Annotated in this window: 15 protein-coding genes and 1 tRNA gene; 12 read left to right on the top strand and 4 right to left on the bottom strand. The window is 71.9% G+C overall.

Annotation, left to right across the window (positions count from 1 at the left end; translation table 11 throughout):
- Positions 1-25: 25 nt before the first annotated feature.
- Complete coding sequence (locus tag IF54_RS0112375) at positions 26-649, bottom strand: 5-formyltetrahydrofolate cyclo-ligase (RefSeq protein WP_030317578.1); 624 nt, start codon at positions 647-649, stop codon at positions 26-28.
- Between the two features lie 93 nt (positions 650-742).
- Here IF54_RS0112375 and galU point away from each other — a divergent pair, with 93 nt between their 5' ends.
- From galU to IF54_RS0112340, 7 genes are all read left to right on the top strand, one after another.
- A complete protein-coding gene (gene galU, locus IF54_RS0112370) occupies positions 743-1,645 on the top strand; it encodes a UTP--glucose-1-phosphate uridylyltransferase GalU (RefSeq protein ID WP_030317575.1) in 903 nt (300 codons plus the stop codon).
- Between the two features lie 4 nt (positions 1,646-1,649).
- Positions 1,650-2,975 carry a gephyrin-like molybdotransferase Glp gene (gene glp / locus IF54_RS0112365; RefSeq protein WP_030317573.1) on the top strand — a complete coding sequence of 442 codons (1,326 nt, stop codon included), beginning with the start codon at positions 1,650-1,652 and terminating at the stop codon, positions 2,973-2,975.
- 60 nt (positions 2,976-3,035) lie between these two features.
- Complete coding sequence (moaC, locus tag IF54_RS0112360; protein WP_030317571.1) at positions 3,036-3,515, top strand: cyclic pyranopterin monophosphate synthase MoaC; 480 nt, start codon at positions 3,036-3,038, stop codon at positions 3,513-3,515.
- Positions 3,512-4,018 (top strand): MogA/MoaB family molybdenum cofactor biosynthesis protein, encoded by a 507-nt coding sequence (locus IF54_RS0112355; protein WP_030317569.1) that lies wholly within the window; start codon positions 3,512-3,514, stop codon positions 4,016-4,018. Before moaC ends, IF54_RS0112355 begins: the two co-directional genes overlap by 4 nt.
- Positions 4,015-4,659 carry a GNAT family N-acetyltransferase gene (locus tag IF54_RS0112350; RefSeq protein ID WP_078851947.1) on the top strand — a complete coding sequence of 215 codons (645 nt, stop codon included), beginning with the start codon at positions 4,015-4,017 and terminating at the stop codon, positions 4,657-4,659. The genes IF54_RS0112355 and IF54_RS0112350 overlap by 4 nt, the downstream gene beginning before the upstream one ends.
- A 172-nt stretch (positions 4,660-4,831) precedes the next feature.
- Positions 4,832-6,070, top strand: coding sequence for a gephyrin-like molybdotransferase receptor GlpR (glpR, locus tag IF54_RS0112345; RefSeq protein ID WP_030317565.1), 1,239 nt, complete (start codon positions 4,832-4,834; stop codon positions 6,068-6,070).
- Positions 6,071-6,173: 103 nt separating this feature from the next.
- Positions 6,174-6,247 (top strand) — tRNA-Ala (locus IF54_RS0112340).
- A 71-nt stretch (positions 6,248-6,318) separates the two neighbouring features.
- Here the strand turns inward: IF54_RS0112340 and IF54_RS0112335 are convergent.
- Positions 6,319-6,801: a GNAT family N-acetyltransferase gene (locus IF54_RS0112335; protein WP_030317563.1), complete on the bottom strand. Its 483-nt coding sequence runs from the start codon at positions 6,799-6,801 to the stop codon at positions 6,319-6,321.
- Positions 6,802-6,809: 8 nt separating this feature from the next.
- Between IF54_RS0112335 and IF54_RS0112330 the strand changes: the two genes are divergently transcribed.
- On the top strand, positions 6,810-7,634 hold the full coding sequence (locus tag IF54_RS0112330; protein WP_078851946.1) for an exodeoxyribonuclease III: 825 nt from the start codon (positions 6,810-6,812) through the stop codon (positions 7,632-7,634).
- A 19-nt stretch (positions 7,635-7,653) separates the two neighbouring features.
- Here the strand turns inward: IF54_RS0112330 and IF54_RS0112325 are convergent, their stop codons facing one another.
- Complete coding sequence (locus IF54_RS0112325) at positions 7,654-8,061, bottom strand: hypothetical protein (protein ID WP_030317559.1); 408 nt, start codon at positions 8,059-8,061, stop codon at positions 7,654-7,656.
- A gap of 77 nt (positions 8,062-8,138) precedes the next feature.
- Positions 8,139-8,759 carry a MerR family transcriptional regulator gene (locus tag IF54_RS0112320; RefSeq protein WP_020137777.1) on the bottom strand — a complete coding sequence of 207 codons (621 nt, stop codon included), beginning with the start codon at positions 8,757-8,759 and terminating at the stop codon, positions 8,139-8,141.
- A gap of 157 nt (positions 8,760-8,916) precedes the next feature.
- Between IF54_RS0112320 and IF54_RS0112315 the strand changes: the two genes are divergently transcribed.
- The 4 genes from IF54_RS0112315 to IF54_RS0112300 all read left to right on the top strand — a co-directional run bounded on the left by IF54_RS0112315 (position 8,917) and on the right by IF54_RS0112300 (position 12,547).
- Positions 8,917-10,440: a flavin-containing monooxygenase gene (locus IF54_RS0112315; RefSeq protein ID WP_030317557.1), complete on the top strand. Its 1,524-nt coding sequence runs from the start codon at positions 8,917-8,919 to the stop codon at positions 10,438-10,440.
- A 26-nt stretch (positions 10,441-10,466) separates the two neighbouring features.
- On the top strand, positions 10,467-11,384 hold the full coding sequence (locus IF54_RS0112310) for an alpha/beta fold hydrolase (protein ID WP_030317555.1): 918 nt from the start codon (positions 10,467-10,469) through the stop codon (positions 11,382-11,384).
- Positions 11,381-12,265: an SDR family oxidoreductase gene (locus IF54_RS0112305; protein ID WP_030317549.1), complete on the top strand. Its 885-nt coding sequence runs from the start codon at positions 11,381-11,383 to the stop codon at positions 12,263-12,265. The genes IF54_RS0112310 and IF54_RS0112305 overlap by 4 nt, the downstream gene beginning before the upstream one ends.
- An 87-nt stretch (positions 12,266-12,352) precedes the next feature.
- Positions 12,353-12,547 (top strand): hypothetical protein, encoded by a 195-nt coding sequence (locus IF54_RS0112300; protein ID WP_030317546.1) that lies wholly within the window; start codon positions 12,353-12,355, stop codon positions 12,545-12,547.
- The last annotated feature ends 62 nt before the right edge of the window (positions 12,548-12,609 follow it).

Raw genomic sequence — 12,609 nt, 5'->3', positions numbered from 1 at the left:
CGCACGCGCGTGGAGGGGCTCTTCCTCATGCCGGGGCGGGGAAGCGGCGCACGCCCGACGGCGTCACCACCACGTGCACCGGCCGGTCGTGCGCCTCCGCCGGGACCTCGGCGACGACCTCGGTGTCGTACAGCAGCACCACCAGCGCCGGTCGTGCGCCCGCGCGCTCCAGGCGCGCGAGCACCCGGTCGTACGACCCCCCGCCGCGCCCCAGTCGCATGCCGCGCCCGTCCACCGCGAGGCCGGGCAGCAGCACCACGTCGGCGCCGGTCACGGCGTCCGGGCCCAGGCGTTCGCCCGCGGGCTCGAAGAGCGCCATCTTTCCGCCGTGCTGGACCCGCGCGACGGAACCCTCGCCGGTGTAGGCGCCCCAGTCCAGATCGTTGTCCGGCAGCAGGGCGGGCAGCAGGACCCGCACGCCCCGCTCGCGCAGCGCGTCCAGCAGCGTGAGGGTGCCGGGTTCGCTCCCGACGGAGACGTACGCCGCGACCGTGCGCGCCTGCGCCAGCTCGGGCAGCCCGAGGGCCCGGCCGGCCAGCGCGGAGGACGCTTCCCGCACGTCATCGGCCGTCAACCTGCTCCTCACCGCCAGGTATTCTCGCCGCAACCCTCGCTTGTCAGGCTTGGCGGGATGTCCGATGTGGCTCAAAGTCTGCACCCGTACCCTTCCAATACGCTCATATGAGAGCTTATTAACCGGAGCCTCATATTCCAGGCAAAGGCACCGGATAGGGTTGCGGCCATGACTCTGTCGCACCCTCGGATCAGCAAGGCTGTCATTCCGGCAGCCGGGCTCGGCACCCGCTTCCTGCCGGCAACCAAGGCCACTCCCAAGGAGATGCTGCCGGTCGTCGACAAGCCGGCGATCCAGTACGTGGTCGAGGAGGCCGTCTCGGCGGGCCTCGACGATGTCCTCATGATCACGGGACGCAACAAGCGGCCTCTGGAGGACCACTTCGACCGCAACTACGAGCTGGAGTCCGCCCTCCAGAAGAAGGGCGACGCCGGCCGGCTCGCCAAGGTCCAGGAGTCCAGCGACCTCGCCACCATGCACTACGTCCGCCAGGGCGACCCCCGCGGCCTCGGCCACGCCGTCCTGTGCGCGGCCCCCCACGTGGGCCACGAGCCCTTCGCCGTCCTCCTCGGCGACGACCTGATCGACGCCCGCGACGCCCTCCTCCAGCGGATGATCGAGGTCCAGGAGCAGCACGGCGGCAGCGTCATCGCGCTCATGGAGGTCGCCCCCGAGCAGATCCACCTCTACGGCTGTGCCGTCGTGGCGGAGACCGAGGACAGCGACGTCGTCAAGGTCGGCGGTCTCGTCGAGAAGCCGGACGCGGCCGACGCCCCCTCGAACTACGCGGTCATCGGCCGCTACGTCCTCGACCCGCACATCTTCGAGATACTGCGCAAGACCCAGCCCGGCCGCGGCGGCGAGATCCAGCTCACCGACGCCCTCCAGCAGCTCGCCCAGGACGAGACGGTCGGCGGCCCGGTGCACGGCGTGGTCTTCAAGGGCCGCCGCTATGACACCGGTGACCGCGGCGACTATCTGCGTGCCATTGTCAGACTCGCGTGCGAACGTGAAGACCTGGGCCCGGAGTTCCGGACCTGGCTTCGCAGCTTCGTAGCCGAGGAGATGTAGGGATTTGAGCAGCGCCGCGCCCCGTCCCACCGACCAGGACGACCTCTGGTCGGTGGACGAACACCTGGAGGACATCCTCGCGACCGTCCGCCCCCTCGAACCCATCGAGCTGCAACTGCTCGACGCCCAGGGCTGCGTCCTGGTCGAGGACGTCACGGTCCCGGTGTCCCTCCCGCCGTTCGACAACAGCTCCATGGACGGGTACGCGGTACGGGTCGCGGACGTGGCGGGCGCGAGCGAGGAGTTCCCGGCCGTCCTCGACGTCGTCGGGGACGTCGCGGCAGGGCAGGGGGCCGATCTGCTCCATGTCGGCCCCGGCCAGGCCGCCCGCATCATGACCGGCGCCCCGCTGCCGCCCGGCGCCGAGACCGTCGTCCCCGTCGAGTGGACCGACGGCGGCCTCGGCGAGGGCCCGGTCACCGGGATGCGCGCCCGCAGCCTCGCCCCCGAGGGCGCCGAGGGGCATGTGCACGTGTACCGGTCCGCGGAGGCACGCGCACACGTACGCGCCCAGGGCAGCGACGTCCGGGCCGGTGACCGCGCCCTGGACGCCGGCACCGTCCTCGGGCCGCCCCAGATCGCCCTGCTCGCCGCCATCGGCCGCGGCACCGTCCGGGTACGCCCGCGCCCGCGCGTGGTCGTCATGTCCACCGGCAGCGAACTCGTCCAGCCCGACGAGAGCCTCGGCACCGGCCAGATCTACGACTCCAACAGCTTCGCCCTCACCGCGGCCGCCCGGGACGCCGGCGCCATCGCCTACCGGGTGGGCGCCGTCGCCGACGACGCCGAGACCCTGCGCTCCACCATCGAGGACCAGCTCGTCCGCGCCGACCTCATGGTCACCACGGGCGGCGTGAGCGTCGGCGCCTACGACGTCGTCAAGGAAGCGCTGACCTCCGTGGGCGACGAGGACGAACCCGGCAGCGGCGTCGACTTCCGCAAGCTCGCCATGCAGCCCGGCAAGCCCCAGGGCTTCGGCACCATCGGCCCCGACCACACCCCGCTGCTGGCCCTGCCCGGCAACCCGGTGTCGTCGTACGTCTCGTTCGAGCTGTTCGTCCGACCCGCGATCCGCGCCCTCATGGGCCTCGACGACCTCCACCGCCCGCGGACCCGTGCCACCCTGAGGGCGGACAAGGCGCTGAGCTCGCCCAAGGGCCGCCGGCAGTTCCTGCGCGGTGCGTACGCCGACGGCACGGTCGCCCCGGTCGGCGGCGCGGGCTCCCACCTGGTTGCCGCCCTCGCACAGGCGGACGCGCTGATCGTCGTACCGGAGGACGTGGAGTCCGTGGAGCCCGGCACCGAGGTCGAAGTGGTCCTGCTCGGCTGAGCACCCCAGGTTGGCGGTACCGTGTCGCGCACAACGCCGGGACCGGGAGCGCCGCACACCATGAGTACGCAGGACCGACTGACGCACATCGACGAAGCGGGAGCCGCCCGCATGGTCGACGTATCCGGCAAGGACGTCACCGCGCGCACCGCGCGCGCGAGTGGACGCGTCCTCGTCTCACCCCGGGTGATCGAGCTGCTGCGCGGCGAGGGCGTCCCCAAGGGCGACGCGCTGGCCACCGCGCGGATCGCGGGCATCATGGGCGCCAAGCGCACCCCGGACCTCATCCCGCTGTGCCACCCGTTGTCGGTGTCGGGTGTGAAACTGGATCTGTCGGTCGCGGACGACGCCGTGGAGATCCTCGCCACCGTGAAGACCACGGACCGCACGGGTGTCGAGATGGAGGCCCTCACCGCGGTCTCCGTCGCCGCGCTCACCGTGATCGACATGGTCAAGGCGGTCGACAAGGGAGCGGTCATCGCGGACGTGCGGGTGGAGGAGAAGACGGGCGGCAAGTCGGGCGACTGGAGCCGGTCATGACGTACCGGGCTCTCGTCGTCACCGCCTCCAACCGGGCCGCCGCCGGTGTCTACGAGGACAAGGGCGGCCCGCTGATCGCCGACGGCCTGAAGCGGTGCGGCTTCGCGGTCGACGGCCCGCAGGTCGTCCCCGACGGGGACCCCGTGGAAGCCGCCCTGCGCGCGGGCGTCGAGGCGGGTTACGACGTCGTCGTCACCACCGGTGGCACCGGCATCTCGCCCACCGACCGCACCCCCGAGGCGACCCGCGCGGTGATCGGGTACGAGGTGCCCGGCATCGCGGAGGCCATCCGGGCCTTCGGGCGGGACAAGGTGCCCACCGCCGCGCTCTCCCGGGGCCTGGCCGGGGTGGCGGCCGGCACACTGATCGTCAACCTGCCGGGCTCCAGCGGCGGGGTGAAGGACGGACTGGCCGTCCTGGAGCCCCTGTTGAAGCACGCCGTCGACCAGATCCGCGGCGGCGACCACGTCGGACCCGGCGCCGGTGAGGGGGGTGCGAGCTGAACAGCCCGTCATGGCCCGTCGTACTGGCGGACGGCGACGTCGTCCTGAGGCCGATAAGGATGCGCGACCAACGCCTGTGGCGTGAGGTCAACCGGCGCAACCGGGACTGGCTGCGCCCCTGGGAGGCGACGATTCCGCCGCCCACGCCGAGCGGGCCGATCGCCCACCGGCCGACCTACCGGCAGATGGTCCGCCACCTCAGGTCCGAGGCGAACGCCGGCCGGATGCTGCCGTTCGTCATCGAGTACCAGGGACAGTTGGTCGGGCAGTTGACGGTCGCCGGAATCACCTGGGGCTCGATGTGCTCGGGGCACGTCGGTTACTGGGTGGACCAGTCGGTCGCCGGGCGGGGGGTGATGCCGACCGCCGTGGCGCTCGTCGTGGACCACTGTTTCCGCACCGTCGGTCTGCACCGCATCGAGGTCTGCATTCGCCCGGAGAACGGACCGAGCAGGCGGGTCGTGGAGAAACTCGGATTCCGCGAGGAGGGGCTGCGGCCGCGCTATCTCCACATCGACGGGGCCTGGCGGGACCATCTCGTGTTCGCGCTCACCGCGGAAGAGGTACCGGACGGACTGCTCCGACGCTGGCAGCGGGCCCGCGTCGGCAAGCAGGTTCCGGATACAGGTCCCGGTAATTGAATAAGTGTTCGAAAATGATCGGTGCATGACCGTCTCGGGGCATTGAATTCACGGCTGAGGCGGTCTGCTGATCGGATCGGTCGCAAAAAAAGCTCGAAATATCAGCCAGATCGTGCGACACACCGGCTCAATTGGCAGATGGCCTCACGCAAACCCCTCTACCGTGTGAGGCGTGAGCAGCAGCGGCCTCATCTACGCAGTCATTGTCGGGGCCTGGGCCGCCTACTTGGTGCCGATGTGGCTCCGTAGGCAGGACGAGCTGAACGAGGCCCGTCCGACGGAACGCTTCAGCACCGCCATCCGGCTGCTGTCCGGACGGGCGGGCATGGAGCGCCGATACGCCAAGGACCTGCGCGCGCGCTCCACCGACGAGGGGGAGGACGGCGCCGACGATCCGGACGCCGTCACCGACTCGGTGGACGTCCGGTCCTTCGCCATGCCCCCGACCCGTCCACAGGCCAGGGCGACGGTCCAGCCGCCGTCCACGGGACGTCCCCCGGAGCCGGCGCGTGAGTCCACGCGGGACGCGGGAAGGGAAGCAGGGCGGGACGCGGGACGAGAGGCGGCGCACGACGCCGGCGTCCCCACCCGCAAGCAGCCTCCCGTGTCAGCCGCCCGGCGCACGGCCGCCGCCGAAGCGGCCGCGGCGCGCGCCCGGCGCACCAAGTCCCTCGCGCGCCGACGGCGTACCACCGTGATGCTCTTCGCGGCGTTCACGCTCGGCGCGATCGTCGCCGCCGTCGGGGGACTCACCTTCCTGTGGGCGCCCGGGGTGCCCGCGGTGATGCTCAGCGCGTACATCGCCTACCTGCGTTCCCAGGAACGCCGCCGGTTCGCCTACCAGATGGACCGGCGCCGGGCCGAGGCCGCCGCGCAGCACCTGCGGGAGCGGGCCCGCCAGCCGCGTCGGCGGACGTCCGTCGGCACCGAGGTGGACGCCGACGAACCGGACGGAGGACCAGAGCAGGTCACCGACCCCGGGCTCTCCGCCCTCGCCGCCGACCGGCGCGCCCTCGTCGAGCAGACCGACCACGCCGAGTGGGTCGACCAGCAGCGTGAGCGGCAGCGCAGGCCCGGCCACGGGGACAGCTGGGACCCGGTACCGGTGCCGCTGCCGACCTACGTCACCGCGCCGGTCGCACCGCGGGCCACCGCGGACGTGGACCTCGGGGCACCCGACGCGTGGAGCTCGGCACGCTCCAGCACGGTCACCCCGGAGCACGAGGCGGCGCCCGTCGCCGAGGACGGGGGATCGGAGGAGCTGTCCGGCGACGCGGACGACACGCCCACGGCGGACGGCCGCACCGACGCCCGCCGCGCCGCCTCCGCCCGCCGGGCACGCGAGCGTGGCCGTACCCCCCTCTTCGACCAGTACGAGGAAGGCGAACGGCCGCGCGCGGCCAACGAGTGACGCCCGGGGCGGGAACGCGAGGCTCGCGGACCCCCGTCCCTGACCAGCCGGGAACGGATTTCCAAGCACCCGGACGGGGATGCTAGAGTTTCACTCGTTGCAAGGGCCTGTGGCGCAGTCCGGTAGCGCACCTCGTTCGCATCGAGGGGGCCAGGGGTTCAAATCCCCTCAGGTCCACGCATCATGAAGACCCGCTCCTGATTCAGGAGCGGGTCTTCTGTCATCTGTCCGCGCGCGAGCGGTTTCTGTCAGCGCGCGAGCGGCTTCGCGAAGCAGCGGCTGTCCTCGTAGTGGCGGTAGTAGCCGAACTTGGCGCAGGGCTCGTAGCCGCTGGAGGTGTACAGCGCGATCGCCTCCGGCTGCTTGGTGCCGGTCTCCAGGACCATGCGCAGGCGGCCGGCCGCGCGGGCGTCCTCCTCCAGGGCGGCCAGCACGCGGCGGGCGAGACCGCGGCCGCGCATCTGCTCGATCACGTACATCCGCTTGAGCTCGGCGTCGCCGTCCAGATTGCCCTCGCCGTTGGCGTCCTGGGCCCGCCAGCCGCCCGTGGCGACGGGGCTGTCCAGGGCGTCGTACGCGATCAGATACACGCCGTTCGGGGGCTGGAAGTCCGCCGGGGCCAGCTCGGTGGCGTCGCCGCCGTCGCCGTAGCGGACGTGGTACTCGGCCTGGACCTGGTCGTTGAGCTTGACGGCGTCGGGGTGGTCGAAGGGGACACGGCGGATCATCATGCCCTCCAGTGTGCCGGTATCGTGCCGGGGTGCTCACTGTGACCTCCGCCAATGTGAACGGGCTGCGTGCCGCCGCGAAGAAGGGCTTCGTGGAGTGGCTCGCGGACACCTCCGCCGATGTGCTCTGCCTCCAGGAGGTGCGCGCCGAGCCGCAGCAACTGCCCGACGCGGTCCGCGCTCCCGAGGGCTGGCACGTGACGCACGCGCCCGCCGCCGCCAAGGGGCGGGCCGGGGTCTCCCTCTACTCCCGCCGTGAGCCGGACCGGGTCCAGGTCGGCTTCCGGTCGGCCGAGTTCGACACCAGCGGACGGTATGTGGAGGCCGACCTGCCCGGGGTCACCGTCGCCTCCCTCTACCTGCCCTCCGGCGAGGTCGGCACCGAGCGGCAGGACGAGAAGGTCCGCTTCATGGACGAGTTCCTGACGTACCTGAAGGGTCTGCGCGAGCGTGCCGCCGCCGACGGCCGCGAAGTCGTCGTCTGCGGCGACTGGAACATCGCCCACCAGCAGGCCGACCTCAAGAACTGGCGCTCCAACCAGAAGAGTTCGGGCTTCCTGCCGGAGGAGCGCGCCTGGCTGAGCCGGGTCCTCGACGCCGAGGACGGCGGGTACGTGGACGTCGTACGGTCGCTGCATCCGGACGTGGAGGGGCCGTACTCGTGGTGGTCCTACCGGGGGCGGGCGTTCGACAACGACTCCGGATGGAGGATCGACCTCGCTGTCGCGACTCCCGGGCTGGCCCGGCGGGCGGTCAAGGGGTTCGTGGAGCGGGCCGCCACCCATGACGAGCGATGGTCGGACCACGCTCCCGTGACGGTCGTCTTCGACATGTGACGTGTCCCGCGGGGGGGCGTCATGCGGGCGGCGTCTGCGCCGGCCGCCGTCTCACGGAGGTGATCACGTTGGTCACGAGGGCGGTCGCGGCGAGGCTCCCCATCATGACCATCACCACGCCCACCATGAACTGGCCGGTGGAGTCGTCCGACCAGTCGACGAAGGCGGCGAGGGTCAGGCCGGCAGTGGTGCCGAGCACGGCTGAGGTGACGTGGCGACGCGATGCCGCCCAGTACACCGCCACCAGCAGGGTCACCACCAGCCCGATCACCTGCCAGGCCTCGTACGGACCGGTCGACGCGCCGTCGGGCTGCACGTCGTAGTGCTGGTCCCAGCCCAGCCAGGCAGCCCACGCCGCCATCGACACGCCGGCCGTCACCAGGGTCGGCACCACGTGGGAAACGCTTCTCAGAGGTCGGTTTCGCATGCTCCGAGTGTTTCCGCTCGTCCCGTCCCCGCCCAGAGCGTCCGTACTCAGCCCGGCCTGAGTACGGCAGCGGCCTCTCAGTCCCGCTTCCGCAGCCGCCGGTCCAGGGCCAGGGACAGTTCCGCCTCCACCACGCTCCGGGCCAGGGGGCGCAGGCGGTGGAGGTCGTTCTCGGTGGTGTGGCGCAGGACCAGGTCGGCGAACATCTCGGCCAGGGCGTCGACGTGTTCGCGGACCTGTCGGCCGGCGGTCAGGACCTCCGCGAGCGGGATGCCCTCGCGGACCAGGGCCGAGGAGACGTCCAGGAGGCGGCGGCTGATGTGGACGATCTCGTCGCCGTCGGTGCCGAGGTAACCGAGGTCGAGGGCGGCCGCCAGGTTCTCCGCGGTGACCTCGCCCTCGAAGCGGGCGGCGAGTTCCTCGGGGGTGAGGCGGACCGGCTCCTCCTCGGTGGGAGGGGTCACCCCCAGGACGTCGGCGACATCGCGGCCGTGGTCGAGGGCCTCCGCCAGTTCCGCGATGCCCGTGAGGGTGTGCCCGCGCTCGAGGAGCGCCGCGATCGTGCGCAGCCGGGCCAGGTGGTGGTCGTCGTACCAGGCGATACGGCCCTCGCGGCGGGGCGGTGCGATCAGCTTGCGTTCGCGGTAGAAGCGCAGGGTGCGCACGGTGATGCCGGCCAGGCGGGCCAGCTCCTCCATGCGGTACTCGTGTCGTCCTCCGTCTTCTGCCACGCCCGCACCCTATGTCGTACTCCCGGTAACTTCCTTCTTCCCGACCCCTACCCATCGGTACGGAGCCGCTCTATCCTCCCATTGCGCCAGTGTTCACTGGCAGAGTCGCAGGGAAGGCGTCGGCATGGCCGAACACGAGCATGTGCGGGTGGCGGTGGTCGGATCCGGGTTCGGTGGGCTGGGGGCCGCCGTACGCCTGCGGCGGGAGGGCGTCACCGACTTCGTCGTGCTGGAGCGGGCCGGCAGCGTCGGCGGCACCTGGCGGGACAACAGCTATCCGGGGTGCGCGTGCGATGTGCCGTCCCACCTGTACTCCTTCTCCTTCGCGCCCAACCCCGACTGGCCGCGCACCTTCTCCGGGCAGGAGCACATCCGGGCCTACCTGGAGCACGTGACCGACGTCTTCGGGCTCCGGCCGCACCTGCGCCTCAACTCCGAGGTGCTGCGGATGACCTGGGACAGCGAGACGCTGCGATGGGACATCGAGACCACCGGCGGCAGGCTGTCTGCCGACTTCGTCGTATCCGCCACCGGGCCGCTGTCCGATCCGAAGATCCCGGACATCCCCGGCCTGGACTCCTTCCCCGGCAAGGTCTTCCACTCCGCCCGCTGGGACCACGACTACGACCTGCGCGGCAAGCGCGTCGCCATGGTGGGCACGGGCGCCTCGGCCATCCAGATCGTGCCGGCGATCCAGCCCCTCGCCCGCAACGTCACCCTCTTCCAGCGGACCCCGCCCTGGGTGATGCCCCGCATGGACCGGGCGATCAGCGGCGCCGAGCGGCGGCTGCACCGGCAGCTGCCCTTCACCACCCAGGCCCGGCGCGGACTGCTGTGGGGCATCAGGGAGTTGCAGGTCCAGGCCTTCACCAAGCACCCGGGCCAGCTCGGCGCGGTCGAGCAGCTGGCCAAGCGGAACATGGCCCGCGCCATCAAGGACCCGGCGCTGCGGGCCAAGCTCACCCCCGACTACCGCATCGGCTGCAAGCGGATCCTGCTGAGCAGCACGTACTACCCGGCGCTCGCCCAGCCCAACGTGGACGTCGTCGCCAGCGGCCTGAGCCGGGTCGAGGGGTCGAAGCTCGTCGCCGCCGACGGCACCGAGGCCCAGGTCGACGCGATCGTCTTCGGCACCGGCTTCCACGTCACCGACATGCCCATCGCCGACCGGGTCGTCGGCGCGGACGGGCGGACGCTCGCCGAGGCGTGGAAGGGCGGCATGGAGGCGCTGCGCGGTGCCTCCGCCGCCGGCTTCCCCAACTGGATGACGGTCATCGGCCCCAACACCGGGCTCGGGAACTCCTCGATGATCCTGATGATCGAGTCCCAGCTGAACTACCTGGCCGACTTCGTACGGCAGTTGGACGTGCTCGGCGGCCGGGTGGCCCTCGACGCCCGGCCCACCGCCGTACGGGCCTGGAACCACCGGGTGCAGGAGCGGATGAAGCGCACGGTGTGGAACACCGGCGGCTGCACCAGCTGGTACCTGGACGCGAACGGCCGCAACAGCACGATCTGGCCCGGTACGACGACCGAGTTCCGGCGGGCGACCCGGCGGGTGGACCTGGCCGAGTACGAGGTGCTGCGGCCCGCCGCGCAGGGAAGCGCGGCCCAGGCCCAGGACGAGAACGCGGAGGCCGCCGTATGAGCCGCCCAGCCCCTGCCGGCCGCCGTATGAGCCGGCTCGCCCATGTCGACTCCGGGCCGTACGCCCCGCCCGTGCCGGCCGGCGAACTGACCGTGACCTCCGCCGACGGCGCCCGGCTGCACGTCGAGGTGCACGGCCCCGAGGGCGCGCCCCCGGTCGTGCTGGCGCACGGCTGGACCTGTTCCACCGCCTTCTGGGCCGCGCAGATCCGCGAACTCTCCGTGGACCACCGGGTCATCGCGTACGACCAGCGTGGTCACGGACGCAGTCCGGCGAGCCCGGCGTGCAGTGCGGACGCCCTCGCCGACGACCTCGTGGCCGTGCTGGAGGCGACCCTCGCGGCGGACGAGAAAGCGGTCGTCGTCGGTCACTCCATGGGCGGGATGACGGTGATGGCGGCGGCGGACCGGCCGGCGTTCCGGGAGCACGCGGCGGCCGTCCTGCTGTGCAGCACCGGGTCGTCGCGGCTGGTCGCCGAGTCGACCGTGGTGCCGATCCGGGCCGGGCGGCTGCGCACCTGGCTGACCCGGCACGTCCTCGGGGCGCGGGCGCCGCTCGGGCCGGTCACACCGCTCGCGCTGCGGATCCTCAAGTACGGCACGATGGGCCCCGGTTCGGCCCCGCACATGGTGGAGGCGTGCGCGCAAATCGTGCACGCGTGTCCGCGCAAGGTGCGCCACGCATGGTCGCAGGTGCTCGATCTACTCGACCTGGACCAGGGCGTACGGCAGCTCGCCGTGCCCACGGCCGTCCTCGTCGGGACCGCCGACCGGCTCACCCCGCCGGCGCACGCACACCGGTTGGCCGCCGCGCTGCCCCGCAGTCTCGGGGTGACCGAGCTGCCCGGGCTCGGCCACATGACGCCGGTCGAGGCGCCCGAGCTGGTCAGCGCGCGGATCCGGGAACTCGTCAGCAGTTACGTCCAGGTCAGGGAGGGCGCATGAGCAGGGTCGGTCTGGAAGGGCAGGTCGCGGTCGTCACGGGGGCCGCGCGGGGCGTGGGCGAGCTGCTCGCCCGCAAGCTGTCCGCGCGCGGCGCGAAGGTCGCGCTGGTCGGCCTCGAACCGGACGCGCTCAAGCAGCTGTCCGAGCGGCTGCACGGCGACAGCGACCACTGGTACGCCGACGTGACGGACCACGAGGCGATGGCGCGGGTCGCGGAGGAGGTGAAGGAGCGGTTCGGGAAGGTCGACATCGTGGTCGCCAACGCGGGGGTCGCGACCGGCGGGCCCTTCGTCGACTCCGATCCCGAGGCATGGCGGCGGGTCATCGAGGTCAACCTCGTCGGATCGGCCGTCACCGCACGGGCGTTCCTCCCGGCGCTCGTCGAGAGCCGGGGGTACCTGCTCCAGATCGCCTCGCTCGCCGCGATCACGCCGTCGCCGATGATGACGGCGTACTGCGCGTCCAAGTCCGGTGTGGAGGCGTTCGCGCACAGCCTGCGGGCCGAGGTCGGCTACCGGGGCGTGCGGGTCGGGGTCGGGTACCTGTCGTGGACCGACACCGACATGGTGCGCGGGGCCGACCAGGACGACGTGATGCGGGAGTTGCGGCAGCGGCTGCCGTGGCCGGCCAACAAGACGTATCCGCTGGGGCCCGCCGTGGAGCGGATCGTGGCCGGGATCGAGCGGCGCTCCAGCCATGTGTACGGGCAGGGGTGGCTGCGCGGGATGCAGGGCCTGCGCGGGGCTCTGCCGGGGCTCATCGGGACCGTCGGACAGCGGGAGATGCGGCGGTTCGGACAGCGGTTGGAGGGCATCCGCACCGGGCTCGTCGGTGCAGGTGGGGCGGCGGACGAGGAGGCTCGCGCTACGCACCGTAGTTGATCGAAATGCGTTCTTTGTCCGGCCGTGTGAATCTGGTCGAGGCCCCGGACCGGGGCTCTTCCCTCACCCCCACGGGAGTGAACCCACATGGGTATCAAGGACCAGTTCCAGGACAAGTCCGAGCAGTGGCAGCAGCAGGCCAAGCAGAAGGCCCAGGAGGGCCGGGAGCAGGCCCAGCGGGGTCGCCGCGGCGAGCAGGACAGCGAGCGGATGCGGGACGAGGAGTCCGAGCGGATGCGGCGCGAGGAGCAGGAGCGGCTGGACCCCGACTACGACATGTAGTCACTGCTTGAAGTGCGGGGTGCCCTCTGGTTGTTGGAGGGCGCCCCGCGCTTTGTGTTCGG

Source organism: Streptomyces sp. NRRL B-3229, assembly GCF_000719505.1.
Lineage (GTDB): Bacteria > Actinomycetota > Actinomycetes > Streptomycetales > Streptomycetaceae > Streptomyces > Streptomyces griseorubiginosus.
Note: the sequence above shows the minus strand (reverse complement) of the source record. Positions and strands in the feature narration are given on the sequence as shown.